Consider the following 16,038-nt stretch of genomic DNA (forward strand, 5'->3'; position numbering starts at 1 on the left):
GATGTCCTTTCTGGATATCCCTGGAGCTGGCCGGACGGCTCACACGGCGATGGATCGGGACAGGGCGGAGTGATAGGCGTCGACGAGTTCGTCGATGGAGCGGATGTCGGATATCAGAATGTCCTCGGCGAACGGGTCGACACCGATCTCCGTCTCCAGCTGGATAATCAGCCTGGCGATCAGCAGGGAACCGAGACCGACATCGATCAGGGACTGGCTGCCGGAAATCTCGGAGCGCTCTGCACCGCTCTCCTCGAGTAAGGCCGCAATGGCCTCGACGACAATGGATCTGGTGGTGTCACGGCTCAGCATGTGATTCCTCCGTCGACGACGATGGACTGTCCGGTGATGAAAGAGGCGTGCGGCGAGACGAGGAACGAGACGGCGTCGGCGATCTCGTCGGCTGACGCGACCCGGCCGAGCGGGGTGCGCCCCCTGATACGGACCCGGTTGGTGTCCGTGACGTCGGTGGTCAGCTCGCTGTCGAAGAAGCCCGGGACGACGGAGTTCACCCGGATGTTCAGCGGCCCCAACTCGCGGGCCAGGCTGCGGGTGATGCCGTCCAGGCCGGCCTTCGCCGCCGCGTAGACGGCGACTCCGCGGTAGCCGCGGATGGCGTTGATCGAGGAGATGGTGACGATCTGGCCCCGGCTGCCCCGGCTCATCACCCGGGCGCACGCCTGGGTCAGGACGATGGGCCCGGTGAGGTTGGCGGTGATCCCGGCGGCGATGCGGTCCGCGCGTGCGGTGAGGAAGAGGCCCAGGCCGTCCAGCGTCGCCGCATTGTTGACCAGCAGGTCGATCCCGCCGAAGCGTTGGGTGCAGGTGCCGACGAAGCGGCGCAGCGCGTCGAGGTCGGCGAGGTCCACCGGCTCCCAGAGGAAGCTGTCCGGCGCCGCCTCACGCGTCTTCTCCACGAACGCGTTCGCCGAGCGGCTGAAGGTCGCGACCGCCCATCCGTCGGCCAGCAGCCGCTCCACCAGGAGGGCCCCGAGCCCGCGGCTCCCCCCGCTGACCACGGCCACCCGGCGGCCCGGCGCGCTGCCCGCGTCCGCCGTGCCGTGCGCGGCGGCGTCGGCGGAGCCGGTCACGCCAGGCTCCTGATCTTCTTGAAGCGGTCCGAGTGCTGGGCGGCCGACGACACCTCCACCACGGCCGGCACCTTGAACGCCTCGAGACGGGCGGCGCAGTGCGCGCGGATCCGGCGGGCCACGGCCCGCTCGTCGCCGCGCTCGACGTTCTCGCTGCCGGTGGCGTCGTCGGCGTTCTCGGACAGCAGTACGGTCGCCTTGACCACCATCCCGGTGACATGGCTCGGCCGACCGCTCACGGTGACCTCGGCGACGTCGGGCACCTCGAGGATGACGCTCTCGACCTCGCTGGGATACACCTTCTCGCCGCCGACGTTGATGATCTCCGAGCGGCGGCCGAGGATGCGGATCCAGTCGCCGTCCGTCTCCACCACGTCCTGCGTGTTGAAGTAGCCGTCGGCGTCGAACGGGGCGGGGGCGTTGAGGTACCCGAGCATCGCCATCTCGGAGCGGATCCACAGCACGTCGTCGACGATCCTGTGATCGAAGCCGGAGTCTCCGAGCTTGACCCAGAGGGTGTCGTCGCTGCGGGACTTGGTCGGCAGGATGCCGAGCTCGGAGAGGCCGTACGTCTGCTTGAAGCGCACGTGCGGCAGCAGTTCCTTCAGCCGTTGCAGGGTGCGCAGCGGCATCGGCTCCGTGCCGTACGTGATCAGTCGCAGGGATGTGGTGGCGTACCGCCCGACGACGCCCGCGATCAGCACCATGTTGAGGAAGGTGGGCGTGGTCGGCAGGACGTCGACGCCGTGCCGCTCGATGGTCGCGAAGACCGTGTCGGGGGTGCGCTCCGCGGCGGTGATCACGGTTCCGCCCTGGCACAGGGTGTGCAGCAGGGTGTTGATGCCCCCGATGTGGTCCAGGCTCAGGAAGGACAGGATGCGCTGCTGCCTGCCGCCCGTGCGGTACCGGCCGAGCACCTTCACGAAGTCCAGCACCGAGGCCTTGCTGCGGCCCGTCGTGCCGGAGCTGAACAGCACGAGGCCGGGGCGGCCGGCCGTCCGCAACCGCGCGTAGAGCGCGTGGTCGGCCCGGCGGCCGGTGCGGTGCAGGGTGCGCTCGCCGGCCGGGCCCAGCGTGATGGTGGTCTCGACTTCCGCGACGTCGAGGAACTCGTCGCGCTTCGCCGCCGGCAGGGCGGTGAGCGGCACGATGATCGCGCCGCGCTCGATCAGCGCGAGCAGCCCGGCGCAGCACTCCGGCGAGTACGGACCCTCCAGCGTCACCACGTCGCCGGCCCGTACGGCGTTCCCGTCGAGGAAGTCACGCCAGTGGGCCACGAGTTCCAGAAGCTGCTCGTAACTGATGGTGCTGCCGTTGCACACAATGGCATCGGCGGTGCCGAATTTCTCCAGTTCGGTGGTGAGGGAGATTTCCACGGATATCCTCCGACGGTTCGTTTTCGCAGGCGCCCCGATGGGTCAGGAAAGCCGTCTGCGACAAGACTCTAGGAGGACCTTTTCCGGGGAACAACGAGCATTTCGAGCGCCGTGTTTTCCATGCGCTCCTGGGTACCCCACCGGCCGGTCGGGAAAAGGAAACGAGGCTACCCCTCCGGGTGCGGAGGGGTAGCCTCGGACAATGGTGAACGAACGATGGTGCGGGAGAATCAGGGTGCGGGCTGCTCGTCCCTGCTCTGGGGCGGCGCGGATTCTGCCGGCCGTGCGGACCCGGTGAATTCGGAGGAGGCCGCCACCGGCGCCGGCGGCGGGTCGTGGGCGATCCGGGAGGAGATGAACACGCCCAGGGTGACCACGACGCCGGCACCGATCTGGAGCAGCGTCACCGGCTGGCCCAGGGCGAGGGAGGTGAGCACGGTGAAGACCGGCACCAGGTGGAAGAAGACCGCGGTGTCGGCGACCCCGATATGGCTCACCCCGTAGTTCCAGAAGACGTACGCGAGCACCGTGGCCAGCATGCCGACGAAGGCCAGCGCCCCGTACACCCCGATCGGGAGGTTCTCCAGCACGTGCGGGGTCGGTCTCGGCGTGACCACGGAGGCGACGACCCAGAGGCCGGCGCAGCCCATGAGGGTGGTCAGGCCCGTGGTGACGACGGGGGTGCTCTCCTTGACGTACCGGCCGCTGAAGATCGAGTACAGCGCGAGACAGGTGGTGGCGCCCACGCACAGCAGGTCACCGATGTTCGGCGGCTCCAGGCGCTGCACCGAGCCGCTCAGGATCAGCACCGCGACACCGGCGAAGCTGATCACGGTGCCGATCTTGTGGCCCCGGCTGATCCTCTCGCCGTAGCACACCCCCGCGATCAGTGCGGTCAGCAGCGGATTGGTCGCCTGGATCAGCGCGCCGTTGGTGGGTGAGGTGTACCGCAGGCCGAAGAAGAACAGCACGTTGAAGACCACGACGCCGATCAGCGCCATGGCGAGCAGGGGGCGCCAGCTGCGCTTCAGGGCCCGTAGCGCGGTGCGCCGCCGGAACGCCAGCACGACGATGACCAGCAGACTCGCGATCGAGTAGCGCAGCGCGCCGCCGGCCGGCGGCGACAGATAGCGGACCGTGTAGCTCACCAGGCTGAAGGTGGCACCCCAGAACAGCACCGACATGGTCAGCATGAGGTAGATGATCTTCTTGCTCATTTGACGTTCTCCAGATCCCGAAGGCGTGCCGTCAGCCCAGTGCGCTCTGCGCGAAGGAACCGGTGTCCGCGGGGAGCACCGGCCAGCCGTGTCGTGCCGCGTGCTCGGCCAGCACCGGATCGTGCTCGCCGATCACATGCGGGTGACCGACCAGGGAAAGCAGCCCGAGATCGCTGGAGTGGTCGCCGTATCCGAAGCAGTCGGCGCCGTCGACACCGAGCCGTGCCAGGGTCTCGACCACCCCGTCCGTCTTGCCGTCGCCGATCATGCAGCGGTTCAACTCGCCGGTGAGCACGCCGTCGCCGTCCACCAGCGGCTCGGAGGAGAGCACGATGTCGGCGCCCAGCTCCCGGGCCACCGGGCCCAGGCAGCCGGTGAACGATCCGGAGACCAGCACCACGGTGTCACCGGCGGCGACATGCTTGCCCAGCGCCTCCACCGTGGCCAGCACGAACGCGTCCGGGCGGTCCCGGTACGCGGCGTACCACTCCTCGCCGGCGGCCAGCAGCTCCGTCCAGCGGATTCCGGTGAACCGGCGGTAGTAGGCCCGGTTCACCTCCGGGCGCGGGGTGCCGGCGGCCCACATGGCCCGGGTCTCGGCCATCGCGCTCTCGTAGTCGTCCTCGTCGCCGCCGTTGCGGATGGTCCAGAACCGCAGGAAGTCGAACATGCTCTTGACGCCTAGGAGTGTCTCGTCGACGTCGAAGAACGCGGCTCGCGGGATGGTACCCATGACGCGATGTGGTCCCTTCGGGAAATGGCCGGGGTCCCTTGAAGCTAAGGGAAGAACCGGTCGCCCGGCGCGGGGTGTGCAACCAAGGTGGTAGAGCCGGCGGCCCTTTTTTCGCGGTGCCGGGGACGACTGCGCTGACCAGGCCCGGTATTTCGGCCAGGGTATGCCAATTCGGCCACACTGAAGGGTGCGTTGACCCGCGCTTCACGCCGAATCTAACGTCCTCGCGTACCTCTCCCGAAAACCTTTCCCAAGGAAAGCGAGGGCTGGATAGATGCTCCAGCAGAATGCCGGTGCCATCGCCGAGGAGTTCTGGGCCAAGTTGCAGAGCGGCGACCGAGAGGGCGTTCTGGCCCTGTTGCCTGACACGCTGGACTGGTTCGTCCCGGGCAAGCCCGAGCTGGTGCCGTGGGCCGGCCGGCGCACCAGCAAGGAGGAGATCAGGGAGTTCCTCGGGATGCTGGGCGGTGCGATGAAACCCGAGGTCAACAAGGTCGAGCAGGTGATCTCCGAGGGGCCGCACGTGGTCGTGCTCGGCTACTTCGAGCACCGCTGCCGGGCCACCGGGAAGCTGTTCGCCTCGCCCTACGCCCTGCACCTGACGGTGACGGACGGCCTGATCTCCAACTACGACATCTACGAGGACACCCAGGCGCTCGTCGACGCCCTGCGCTGATCCGCCGGCACGCGCCGGCACCCTTCCTTCCGCCGCGGGGCGGGCGCGGCCGTGCGCTCGCCGCACAGCGCCCCGCGGCGGGTCACCCCTTCCCTGACAGGTGGCCAGTTGAGCTCCGCTGCGATGCCCGCCGACGGTCCCGTCACCGTCGACGACCCCGACCGCGAACCCCTCGCCCACCCCGTCCCCGAGCACGACGTACGGCTCGGGGACCACACCACCCGGCTCCTCGACCGACCAGCCCGCGCCCCGTCCCGTGCGGCACCGCTGGTACTGGTGCACGCGCTGGGCCTGGACCGCCTGATGTGGGCCGGGCTGATCGAACACCTCCCCACCGACCGGCGTGTGATCGCCTACGACCTGCGCGGCCACGGCCGTGCCGCGGGCGCACCGCCCGCCCGCGACCTGCACGCGCTCGCCCACGACCTGCTGCGACTGCTCGACGCCCTCGGCATCGCACGCATCGAACTGGCCGGCCTGTCCATGGGTGGCGCCATCGCCCAGACCTTCGCGGTGGACCACCCCGATCGCCTGGCCGCCCTCTACCTGGTGGCCACCGCCGGCGATCCGCAGGCCGCCTATCTGCAACGGGCCGCGGAAGCCGAGTCGCACGGCGTCGCGGCCCAGCTGCCCGCGGCGCTGGACCGCTGGTTCACCCCGGCCTTCCTGGCCGCCGAGCCGGCGGCCGTGCGCTACGCGCGGCAGACCGTCAACCGGGCGCTGGTGGCCGACTGGAGCGCCAGCTGGCGTGCGCTCGCCACGCTCGACACCCGTGACCTGCTGTCCGGCATCCGGGTCCGCACCCGGGTGATCGCCGGCGGTGACGACCCGTCGACGCCGCCCGCCATGATGCGCGACCTCGCCCGTGACATCCCCGGCGCCGACTTCACGGTGATTCCCGGGGCGCGGCATCTGATCAGCATGGAAGTACCGGAACGCCTTGCATCGCTGCTGTGTGCGGAATTCTGAGAGAGTGGATTCCAGTTGGGTGTGCCACGGCGGGATGTAAAGGGGCACTGCGATACCACTTCAGTGGCAGAGGCCTTACTCCGGCCGGCCCGCGCGGCTAGTTTGGCCCTAGCTGAACCAGCCGAGGGGGATTACCTTGCCCAGCCGTGTGGATACGCTTTCTGCTCAGCATTCGATTGATATAGCGCTGGCGATGAGGAGTGATCACGGGCGATTGGAAATCTGCCGGATCCTCGAGGAACTCGAAGAGCACGGGGTCGTCGGCCAGGTCAGGATTTCCGATGACCCGGCGATGGCGTTCAAGGCCGCGGCCTCGGAGCCGCGCCGTATCGCCCTCGTCGCCCTCGCCGATCTCGTGGGATCGCTCCCCTCCCTGCCCGAGCCGGCCAACCGGGACGACGTCAACGTCCTGGTGCTCGTGCGGAAGGCCGATGTCGCCTCCTTGCGCAGCCTCCCGGATCTGCCGGGCATCGGATACGTGGGCCAGGACGAGCTGGACCCCGACGGCCTTGCCCACGCGCTCTCCCGGATGGCAGCAGGCGAACCTCCCGTCCCGTCCTGGCTGGTGCAGGACCTCCTCGCCGCCTGGCGGGCCACCGGGGAGCCGGCACGGCCCGCGCCGCGGCTCACCCGACGGGAGCAGCAGGCCCTCGTCCTGCTGGTCGACGGGCTCAGCAACAAGCAGATCGGACGACGGCTCGGCATCTCCGACCACGGCGCGAAGCGCCTGGTGGGGAACATCCTGGCCAAGCTCGACTGCCCGAACCGCACATCGGTCGCCACGCTGGCGATCAGGGACGGGCTGTACGAGCAGTGCCTCCACCAGTCGTGACGCTCGGCGTCGCACCGGTGAGGAAGTCGGGCAAGTCGAGCAAGCACGCCGAGACGAGGAGGGCCGCACACCGTGGAACTGCGCCAGCTGCGCTACTTCGTGGCAGTGGCAGAGGAGCTGCACTTCGGCCGCGCCGCTGAACGCTTCCATATCGTGCAGTCGGCGGTGAGCCAGCAGATCCGCCGGCTGGAACGTGAATTCGGGGTCGAACTCTTCGACCGTTCCGCCCGGCAGGTACGGCTGACGGCCGCCGGTACGCGCCTGCTGCCCCGCGCCCGCGACATGCTGGCCGCGGAGATCATGGTGCGCGCCGCCGTGGAGGACGTCACCGGGCCACCGCCCGCCCGACTCCGCCTGGGTACCAGCGTCGGGCTGGGCGAACGCCTGGAGATCCTGCTGGAGGCGCTGTCCCGCAGCGATCCCCGGCTGCTGGTCGAACTGGTCTCGGCACCCATGCGCGAGCGGCTCGGCGACGTGGCCTCCGGCCGGCTCGACGCGGCGTTCGTGCGCTGTGCGGAAGCCGGCATCCCCCAACTGCGCTCGATACCGGTGTGGCGGGACAGGCTGCTGGTGGCGCTGCCCGCGCACCACGAGCTGTCCACCGCCTCCGAGATCCACCTGGCCGACCTCGCGACGCTGCCGCTGCGCCTGACGCCACGGCGCAACCACCCGGCCCTGGTCGACCTCGTCATCTCCGCCTGCCACGCCGCCGGTTTCCAACCGGTCCTCGGGCCGCCGTCAGGACCGTTCACGGAGACCCTGGCCGCCATCGGTGCCGGAACCCCCATGTGGACCGTCGCGTACGCCGCCCAGGCCCGCCAGTTGCGCAGCGACCGCGTGGTGTTCCGACCGGTCGCCGACGCCGCGCTGGAGATCCCCACGTTCCTCGCGGTGCGCCGGGGCGGCATCACGGCCGCCGTGGACTCGCTGATGGAGGCGTGTGCCGAGGCCGCGGGCGGCGACGCCTTGCAGGTGTCGGCGGCCGGTATCCATCACGATCGCTGATTCCTGCCATCTCGACTTGCTGGTTGGAGCGACGATCCCCGCCGCGCTGGAATGACGTGGCTTCTCCAGCCGCTCCCCAGGCCCCACCATCCTGCCCTCCCCCTCCTCACCACCATCAGCGAGGTTGACGCATGCCCATCGTGACCGTCCAGCAGGGCCCGCAGCCCGTCGAGCGCAAGCGCGTCCTGGTCCAGCGCATCACCGAGGCCATGGTCGACGCCTACGGGGTGCCGCCCGAGTCCGTCCAGGTCTGGATCCACGAGGTGCCCGCGGAGAGCTGGGGCAAGGCCGGGCGGCTGACGGCCGACAAGTGACCCGGGGCATCCGCTCTCACCCACCCGTGTCTCACCCGTTGTGACGAGCCGGCGGCCAACTGGCCGCCACCGTATGGAAGGGAACGCGCCCGCATGTTCCGTATCGATCTGACCAGGGAAGACGCCGCCGCCGTCGACGCCCTGCTCGACGAGCTCGACAAGCGGTACGACGACCTGGAATCGCCCGAGTTCCTGGAGGACGTCGCCGTCCACTCCCATCGTCTACCGGACGCGCTGCGCAGCGGCCTGGTCCGCTTCAAGCTGCGCGAGGAGCACCCGGTGTGCCTGGTGCACGGCTGGCAGACCGACGACGAGGCCATCGGCGCGACACCCGCGCACTGGCAGGACAGGGCCGCGCTGGCCCGCACCAAGCGGCAGGACATCTACCTGCTGCTCTGCTCCCACCTGCTCGGCGAGACGGTCGCCTGGGCGACCGAACAGGCCGGCCGCATGGTCCACCAGGTGCTGCCCATCGCCGGCAACGAGGGCGGCCAGCTCGGCACCAGCACCGACCAGCTCTACTGGCACACCGAGGACGCGTTCCACCCGGAGCGCATGGACTACGTGGCCCTGCTGTGCGTGCGCAACCACGACGGGGTCGCCACCACGTACGCGGGTGTGGACGATCTCGACCTCGACGAGGCGACCCTCGACGAGCTCCGCCGCCCCGCCTACCCCTTCCTGCCGGACGAGGGCAACCGCGCCGACGTCGACCTCTCGCCCGAGGAGACGGGCCTGGCCGCCGAGATCATCACCCGCAGCCACGCCCGGGTGAAGCGGATGTTCACCGACCCCGAGCCGGTGCCGGCCCTGTTCGGTGCCAAGGAGAGCCCCTACCTGCGGGTGCACCCGCACTACATCGGCGACTTCGGCGAGGACACGGCCGCCGCCAAGGCGTTCGACCGGCTCAAGGACGCCGTCAACAACGGACTGCGCGACGTGGTCCTCCAGCAGGGCGACCTCTTCCTGATCGACAACTTCAAGGCCGTACACGGTCGCCGCGAGATCCCCGGCCGTTTCGACGGCACCGACCGCTGGCTGAAGCGGGCGTTCATCGTCCGGGACCTGCGCAAGACCCGTGCGCTGCGGACCGCTTCCGCAGACCGCGTCGTCTACTGACGGTTCCGAGGCGAGACAACCCACCCGAGGAGGAACGTCTTCCGATGGCCACACCGCGACAGGAACTGCTGAGCACCGCAGCGCAGTCCACACTCGCCGCATCCCCCGAGCAGAACGCCGACCCGGACGCCGCCGAGCCGGCCGTCATGGGCGACCACCACCACCGTGCGTGGGTGGGGCCGCCCGAGTACTACGACCGGCTGGGCGCGATGCAGTTCGTCGTGCTGCTCTTACTGGGCATGCGGGAGACAGACAGGCTGCTGGACCTGGGCTGCGGTTCCCTCCGCGGCGGCCGCTTCTCGCTGGTGTACCTCCGCCCCGGCAACTACCACGGAATCGACCCCGCACAGTGGTGCGTGGAGCAGGGCGTCGCCGCCGAACTCGGTGACGACATCCTCCGGCTCAAGCGCCCCGCCTTCCGGCACAACGACGACTTCGACGCCCGCCCCTTCGGCCGTGCCTTCGACTACGTGATGGCCAGCGGCATCTTCATGCACGCAGCGCCGCACCAGGTGCGCCAGTGCATGGAGCAGGTGGCCCATGTGCTGGCCGACGACGGCCTGTTCGTCGGGGCCTTCCTGCCCGGCGCCGAGGACAGCACGGCCAAGACGTGGACGTACCCCGAGATCCAGCGGTACACCCCCGAGCGGCTGGCCGAGTGGGCAGGGGAGGCGGGGCTGCGGCTGAGCCTGATCGACGCACCGCACACCCTGGACCACCGCTGGTTCGTCGCGACCCGCGCGACCAGCGACCGCCGGCTGCCCGCCCGGCTCACGCTGGACGCCTTCACCTGGACCCGGTACCTGGTCGAGCAGATCGAGTCACGCGGCGGCACCGCGCGCAGTCACGACGACTACCTCAAGGAAGAGCTGAACAAGCACCTCACCGAGGACAACGACATGGGCCTGATGCCCCAGGCGCGGATATGAGGGGGCCCGACATGACGCGACCCGTGGCGGTGGTGGTCGACCCGTTCGGCAGCGGGTCCCACCTGGCCCCGCGCTTCCACCGGGACGGCTGGCAGACGGTGGCGGTGCTGACGTCGACCGACCTGTCACCGTCGATGATGGCGAGCCTCGACCCCGACAAGTACCTCAAGGTGATCGGACCGGGCGTCACGGCACCCGAGGTGTACGCCGAGCTGTCCGATCTGCCGGTGGCCGCGGTGCTGCCCGGCACCGAGACCGGCGTCGAGTTCGCCGACGAGCTCGGCGCGGCCTTCGGTACCGCCGGCAACCCCGCCGAACTGCGTGCCTGCCGGCGCGACAAGGCGGCCATGGGCGAGCGCCTGCACGAGGTCGGCGTGCCGGCCGCCGAGCAGTTCGCCACCGCCGACCTCGACGAACTGCTGCGCTGGACGGAGAAGCACGACCGCTGGCCGGTGATCGTCAAGCCGCGGCGCAGTGCCGCGTCGGACGGGGTGTCCCGCTGCCAGGACTCCGACGACGTGCGCGCCGCGTTCCACCGGATCGTCGGCCGGCGAAGCTGGCTGGGCGCCACCAACGACAGCGTGCTCGCCCAGGAGTTCCTGAGCGGTCAGCAGTACCTGGTGAACAGCGTCAGCGTGCACGGCCACCACTACATCGGGGAGATCTGGCAGTTCGACTCGGTCTACGACGGCCCGCACCAGATCTACGACCGCCAGTGGCTCCTTGCGCCGCACGGCACCGTCCAGGACCAGATCGTCCAGTACGTCCGGCAGGTGCTGAGCGCGCTCCAGATCAGGTACGGGGCCGCGCACACCGAGGTGATGCTGACCGAGCGCGGCCCCCGGCTCATCGAGACGGCGGCCCGGACCACCGGATTCATCCAGCAGGACGCCCTGAACGCCGCCGTCGGGCACCACCACATCTCGCTCACCGTCGACGCCTACGTCGCACCGCACCGGATCCTCGAGCGCCCGCCCCGGTACACCCCGCGCAAGTCGCTGGGCATCGTGGCCCTGCGGTCGCCCGTGGACGGGCAGATCCCGGACTCTCCCGCGCTGCAACGGCTGCTGTCGCTGCCGACGTTCGCGGGCATCATGGGCGGCACCCTGGAACCCGGCCGCACGGTCAGCCGCACCCGGGACCTGCCCTCGTCCCCGGGCCTGGTCTACCTGCTGGCCGACAGCGCCGACGAGCTACGGCAGGCCGGCGACACGATCCGCGAGATCGAGGCCACGGGCCTGTACCAGCCCTGAGCCGTGTCACCCGCCGTCTGCCATCCGCCGTCTGCCATCCGTCATGCGCCATTCGCCCGAGCCCACCCCCCCATCCGACCTGCGGAGACCAGGGATGACTGCCGAAGCCACGGGGCACCGTCATGTGCTGATCATCAATCGGTGGCGTGAACGCTATGCCGAGTACGAGCGCTACATCGATCACCGCAAGCACGCCGTCACCTACGTGACCACGGCCGTCGCCGCCGAACGGGTGCCTCAGACCGCGGCCGGCCACGTCATCGTCTCCGCGACGGACGACGCCCGGCAGGTCGACCGGGCCGCCGCCGAGCTGGCCGCCCGGCACGGCCCGCTGACCGGGGTCATCGCGCTCCAGGAGAACGACCTCCTGGGAGCGGCGCGGCTGCGCGAGGCTGCCGGCCTGCCGGGACCGACGGTCGAGCAGACGCTGCCCTTCCGTGACAAGGCGTTGATGTACGACCTGACGGGGCGTGCCGGGGTGCCGCAGCCCGTGCACGCGGTCGTGCACGACGCGGCGGACGTGGTGGCGTTCGCCGCCGAGCACGGCTGGCCGGTGGTCATCAAACCGCGGGACGGCTGCACCAGCGCGGGCGTCGCGGTGCTGCACGGCCCGGAGGACCTGCCCACCTACCCCCTGCCGCTGTCGGACCTGGTGATCCAGACGTTCGACAGCGGGACCACGCACCACTTCGACGGCTTCTACGACGGCAGGCGGGCGTACGGGCACCTGTCCCGCTACATCAACTCGTGCTTCGACTTCCGCGGCGGCACCACCCTCGGCTCGGTGGACGTGGACTCGCCCGCCGCGCAGCGTGCGGCGCACGAGACCGCGGACGCGGTGCTCGGCGCCCTCACCGACGCGCCGACCGTCTTCCACCTGGAGCTGTTCGGGCACGGGGACGCGCAGCACCCGACGTTCTCCTTCCTCGAAGTCGGCGCGCGCGCCGGCGGCGCCGAGATCTCGCTGGTGGTGCGCGAGGTGCACGGCGCCGACCTGATGGCCCTCGGCGCCGATCTCCAGCTGGGCCGCCGGGTCCGCACGCCGCGCGGCAACACACCGGGGGAGCCGGTCGGCGGCTGGCTGATCATCCCCACGCCGGTGCCGCGCCCCTGCCGCATCAGCCGGGTCAACTCGCTGCTGGGCAGCGTGCCGACGCTGTACGCGGAGGCCGGGCCGCGGGTCGGCGACATCGTGCCCGAGGCGTCGTCGTTCTACGAGCACGTGGGGGGCCGGTTCCGGTTCCGTGGCACCGACACCGCGTCCGTGGAGCGTGACATCGACACGGTGACCCGGAGCTATTCGGTGAGCGGCACCAAGCTGGTGGCAGCGCGCCGATGAAGCCCGCCGAACGCCTCATCCTGAAGGACCGCGGCTTCCGCGGTCTGCTCGTGGCCCGTACCGCGGTGCTCTTCGGCACCGCGATGGGACCGGTGGGCCTGGCCTTCGCCGTCCTTGCCCTGCCGCACGGCACGGGCGGCGAGCTGGGGCTCGTCCTGGTCGCCCGGACCGCGGCCCAGATCGCCCTGCTGCTGGTCGGCGGGGTGCTGGCCGACCGGTTCTCGAAGACCGCCGTCATGACGGTCGCCGATGCGGTGAACGCGCTGGCCCAGGGCGCCACGGCGGTGATCGTGCTGCTGGACCGCAATCCGCAGACCCTCCTGGTGGCCCTGTCCGCGCTGTCCGGAGCGGCCACCGGCGCCTTCATGCCGGCGTCCACGGCGGTGCTGCCCGAACTCGTCCCCAGGGACGGCGTCCAGCCCGCCAACGCGGTCCTGCGCACCGCGCAGAACGCGGCCGCCATCACGGGCGGTGTGCTGGCCGGCGGGCTGATCGCCTGGGTGGGCGGCGCCGGCGCGGTGGCTGCCAACGCCCTTGCCTACGGCGTATCGGTGTGCGCGCTGCTGAGCGTCCCGCGCCGGCCGCGTCCGCAGGGCGGCGCGCATGCGACGGGCATGCTGCGGGACCTCGTCGAGGGCTGGCACGCGTTCCGCAGCAGGACCTGGGTATGGGCCTTCGTCGCCCAGTTCGCCGTGGTCAACGCGGTGTTCACCGGCGCGGTCCGGGTGCTGGCGCCGGTGATGGCGGCGGACACGCCCTCAGGGCCGGCGCTGTGGGCGCTGGCGCAGACGGGCCTGACCGTGGGCCTGCTGGCCGGCAGCGTGATCGCGCTGCGTTGGGCACCGCACCGCCCGTTGCGGGTCGCCGCCACCTGCGTGGTGGGCTTCGCGCCACCCCTGTTGCTGCTCGGCGCGGGCGCCCCCTTGTGGGCCGTGGCCATCGCCCTGTTCCTCACCGGGACGTGCAGCGACCTGTTCACGGTGTTCTGGGAGACGGCCCTCCAGACCGAGATCCCGCCGGCCCAGCTGTCCCGCATCAGCTCCTACGACGCGCTCGGCTCGCTCGGTCTGATGCCGCTCGGCTCGGCCGTGGCCGCGCCGCTCGCGGGCAGTGACATGCGGGCGTTCGCCCTGGTGGCCGGGGGAGTGGTCATCGTGCTGCTGACGGCTGCGGTGCTGCTCGTGCCGGCGGTGAGGCACATGCCCGGACCCTCCCACCGGCCCGAGCACCCGGACGTGCCGTCCGACGAGCACCGGGAGAAGGACCCGTCGCCGGCGGGCGGCACGGAGCACGGCTGACGCACGGGAGGGAGCGGATCGCGTCAAAGGCGCGCCGCTCCCTGATGCGACGGTTCGCGCCACGACGGAGCCACTCGCCTGAGGACGCGCGTCCGTCCGAGGACGCCGGCCCGCCCGCCGGGCCCTGCGGTGGCGGGGAGGCATGGCCTGTTCTCGTGTGCGGCCGGTGAAGGCGCGTGACGACATTGCGCCGTGGACGTACCCAAGGGCGTGTGCGGGGCCGACAGGCGTGGCCTGAGCGGGTAATCTGAATCACATCGGATGACGGAATTCCGTTCAGCATTACTGAATCAGAGGGAAACACACGATGGTGCAGGCGGTGCATCGCGCCGTGCGGATCTTGCGGGAGCTCGCGTCCACCGGGCCCCGACTGGGTGTGACCGAACTGGCGGACCGCCTGGGTGTGGCCAAGCCCACCGTTCACGCACTGCTGCGCACGCTGGCGGACGAGCGTCTTGTGGTGCAGGACCAGGACAGCTCGAAGTACCAGCTCGGCCCCGACCTGGTGCAGCTGGGCAATGCCTACCTGGACACCCAGGAGCTGCGGACCCGCTCGCTGACCTGGGCGGACCAGCTCGCCACCCGGGTCGGTGAGGCGGTCTGGGTGGCGGTGCTCACCGGCGACCACATCCTGGTGGTGCACCACGCGTTCCGGCCCGAGGGCGCCGTGCAGATCCTCGAAGTGGGCGCGAGGATCCCCTGGAGCACCTGCGCGTTGGGCAAGGCGATCGTGGCCTTCGCGCCGGCCGCCGCGCGCGAGCGGCTGCTCGCCGCCGAGCCCGCGGTGCTCACCGGTGCCAGCATCACCGACCCCAAGGAGCTGGGCGAGCAGCTGGAAGAGGTGCTCAGGACGGGATACGCGGTCGAGGACCAGGAGTCCGCCATCGGGGACGCGGGCATCGCGTCCCCCGTCTTCGACCGCTCCGGCCAAGTGGTGGGCGCCCTGGGCGTGGTGTGCCCTGTCGAGCGCCTGCGGACCGACCGGGCGCGTGAGGAGCTGGCCGTCGCCGTCCGGGAGATCGCCCGCAACCTCTCCCGTGACCTGGGCGCTTCTCGGAACGGCGCCCGTATCGCCGTCATCTGACCGGCCTCCTGGACCTCGCGTGCCAAGGGGCTCGATGCGGCGCGAGACGGGGAAGGGGACCGCCGCCGCGACCCGGCGGCCGGGCTTCGCGACCAACGGCGTGCGGAGCGCCGGCGCGAGCGCTCTGTCCGGTCGTGGTTGGCCCACCTAACGCTTGACAGGCATGAATTGCTGGCCATAGTTTTCCGAACTGTGTTCATCCATGGTGAATGACTTCCGGATGGGGCACGTTATCCGGTTTCCCGAGTCGGCCGCCGACCTGCCCGTGCCTGACCATCTGGCGGTCGTCTCCCTTCATATTCCGCTCCCCGCGGAGGAGGTGAGGCGCCCAGCCACCGCTCGGCATCGGGCGATCATGGAAGACAGCATCGACCCCCAGAGGCCGCTCGCCGGTCCGGCGTGCGCCGCGCTGCTGACGCCCGTCGGCGTCGGCACGTTACCCGCGGCGCTCGGCGTCGCCGACAACTCGTTCCGCACGGCACGGCCAAGGCCGTTCGCCCTGGCCCCCGTCGCCGTGGTCATGGAGGTGGGCCGGGCGCCCGGCCGGGTCCGCGACCGCCGGGCCGAGCCGACCGCGCCCGTGGCGTCGGCGGTGTCGAGGATGCCGCGGCTGCCCTGGGGGAACGTCTCCGTGGTCGAGGTGCGCAGGGCACACGGGACAGCCCGGTGCCGCGGTCGCCGGGTCCGTCGAGAAGATCGCCGATGTCCTCGTTGAGCAGGGCGCCGAGCGTGCCGCCCGTGTCGTGCGGGGCCACCGGGCCCGCCCTGTGCCCGGCTCCGCACCACGGCCGCGCCCACGGTCC

The 16,038-nt window shown here is 70.8% G+C and carries 17 protein-coding genes; 12 read left to right on the top strand and 5 right to left on the bottom strand.

The features are described from left to right. Window positions 1-39: 39 nt before the first annotated feature. The 5 genes from NQO67_RS39585 to NQO67_RS39605 all read right to left on the bottom strand — a co-directional run bounded on the left by NQO67_RS39585 (window position 40) and on the right by NQO67_RS39605 (window position 4,417). Window positions 40-312: a phosphopantetheine-binding protein gene (locus tag NQO67_RS39585; RefSeq protein ID WP_255955372.1), complete on the bottom strand. Its 273-nt coding sequence runs from the start codon at window positions 310-312 to the stop codon at window positions 40-42. After that, the gene (locus NQO67_RS39590) at window positions 306-1,091 is read right to left on the bottom strand and encodes an SDR family NAD(P)-dependent oxidoreductase (RefSeq protein ID WP_255955374.1); all 786 of its coding nucleotides are present in this window, start codon (window positions 1,089-1,091) and stop codon (window positions 306-308) included. Before NQO67_RS39590 ends, NQO67_RS39585 begins: the two co-directional genes overlap by 7 nt. Further along, entirely contained in the window at window positions 1,088-2,467 is a 1,380-nt protein-coding gene (locus NQO67_RS39595) for a class I adenylate-forming enzyme family protein (protein WP_255955375.1), read from the bottom strand. The genes NQO67_RS39590 and NQO67_RS39595 overlap by 4 nt, the downstream gene beginning before the upstream one ends. Before the next feature lie 230 nt (window positions 2,468-2,697). Beyond that, window positions 2,698-3,684, bottom strand: a complete 987-nt coding sequence (locus NQO67_RS39600; protein ID WP_255955376.1) for a DMT family transporter — start codon at window positions 3,682-3,684, stop codon at window positions 2,698-2,700. A gap of 31 nt (window positions 3,685-3,715) precedes the next feature. Beyond that, window positions 3,716-4,417, bottom strand: a complete 702-nt coding sequence (locus NQO67_RS39605; RefSeq protein WP_255955377.1) for an HAD family hydrolase — start codon at window positions 4,415-4,417, stop codon at window positions 3,716-3,718. A gap of 274 nt (window positions 4,418-4,691) precedes the next feature. Between NQO67_RS39605 and NQO67_RS39610 the strand changes: the two genes are divergently transcribed. From NQO67_RS39610 to NQO67_RS39665, 12 genes are all read left to right on the top strand, one after another. Next, window positions 4,692-5,093 (top strand): nuclear transport factor 2 family protein, encoded by a 402-nt coding sequence (locus NQO67_RS39610; RefSeq protein WP_255955378.1) that lies wholly within the window; start codon window positions 4,692-4,694, stop codon window positions 5,091-5,093. Between the two features lie 108 nt (window positions 5,094-5,201). Then, window positions 5,202-6,062, top strand: coding sequence for an alpha/beta fold hydrolase (locus tag NQO67_RS39615; RefSeq protein ID WP_255955380.1), 861 nt, complete (start codon window positions 5,202-5,204; stop codon window positions 6,060-6,062). Between the two features lie 193 nt (window positions 6,063-6,255). Next, window positions 6,256-6,894 (top strand): response regulator transcription factor, encoded by a 639-nt coding sequence (locus NQO67_RS39620; protein WP_255955381.1) that lies wholly within the window; start codon window positions 6,256-6,258, stop codon window positions 6,892-6,894. Between the two features lie 72 nt (window positions 6,895-6,966). Next, window positions 6,967-7,899: a LysR family transcriptional regulator gene (locus NQO67_RS39625; protein WP_255955383.1), complete on the top strand. Its 933-nt coding sequence runs from the start codon at window positions 6,967-6,969 to the stop codon at window positions 7,897-7,899. 131 nt (window positions 7,900-8,030) lie between these two features. Then, entirely contained in the window at window positions 8,031-8,213 is a 183-nt protein-coding gene (gene dmpI / locus NQO67_RS39630) for a 4-oxalocrotonate tautomerase DmpI (protein ID WP_255955384.1), read from the top strand. Between the two features lie 93 nt (window positions 8,214-8,306). Further along, window positions 8,307-9,332: a guanitoxin biosynthesis L-enduracididine beta-hydroxylase GntD gene (gntD, locus tag NQO67_RS39635; RefSeq protein ID WP_255955385.1), complete on the top strand. Its 1,026-nt coding sequence runs from the start codon at window positions 8,307-8,309 to the stop codon at window positions 9,330-9,332. Window positions 9,333-9,376: 44 nt separating this feature from the next. Continuing rightward, on the top strand, window positions 9,377-10,261 hold the full coding sequence (locus tag NQO67_RS39640) for an SAM-dependent methyltransferase (protein ID WP_255955386.1): 885 nt from the start codon (window positions 9,377-9,379) through the stop codon (window positions 10,259-10,261). A gap of 11 nt (window positions 10,262-10,272) precedes the next feature. Next, window positions 10,273-11,514 carry an ATP-grasp domain-containing protein gene (locus NQO67_RS39645; RefSeq protein WP_255955387.1) on the top strand — a complete coding sequence of 414 codons (1,242 nt, stop codon included), beginning with the start codon at window positions 10,273-10,275 and terminating at the stop codon, window positions 11,512-11,514. Window positions 11,515-11,608: 94 nt separating this feature from the next. Further along, a complete protein-coding gene (locus NQO67_RS39650) occupies window positions 11,609-12,853 on the top strand; it encodes an ATP-grasp domain-containing protein (protein WP_255955388.1) in 1,245 nt (414 codons plus the stop codon). Next, on the top strand, window positions 12,850-14,151 hold the full coding sequence (locus tag NQO67_RS39655) for an MFS transporter (protein WP_255955389.1): 1,302 nt from the start codon (window positions 12,850-12,852) through the stop codon (window positions 14,149-14,151). The genes NQO67_RS39650 and NQO67_RS39655 overlap by 4 nt, the downstream gene beginning before the upstream one ends. Before the next feature lie 307 nt (window positions 14,152-14,458). Beyond that, on the top strand, window positions 14,459-15,235 hold the full coding sequence (locus tag NQO67_RS39660) for an IclR family transcriptional regulator (protein WP_255955390.1): 777 nt from the start codon (window positions 14,459-14,461) through the stop codon (window positions 15,233-15,235). A gap of 355 nt (window positions 15,236-15,590) precedes the next feature. After that, window positions 15,591-15,950, top strand: a complete 360-nt coding sequence (locus tag NQO67_RS39665; protein WP_255955391.1) for a hypothetical protein — start codon at window positions 15,591-15,593, stop codon at window positions 15,948-15,950. Window positions 15,951-16,038: the final 88 nt, after the last annotated feature.

This window comes from Streptomyces odontomachi (assembly GCF_024435355.1).
Classification (GTDB): Bacteria; Actinomycetota; Actinomycetes; order Streptomycetales; family Streptomycetaceae; genus Streptomyces; species Streptomyces odontomachi.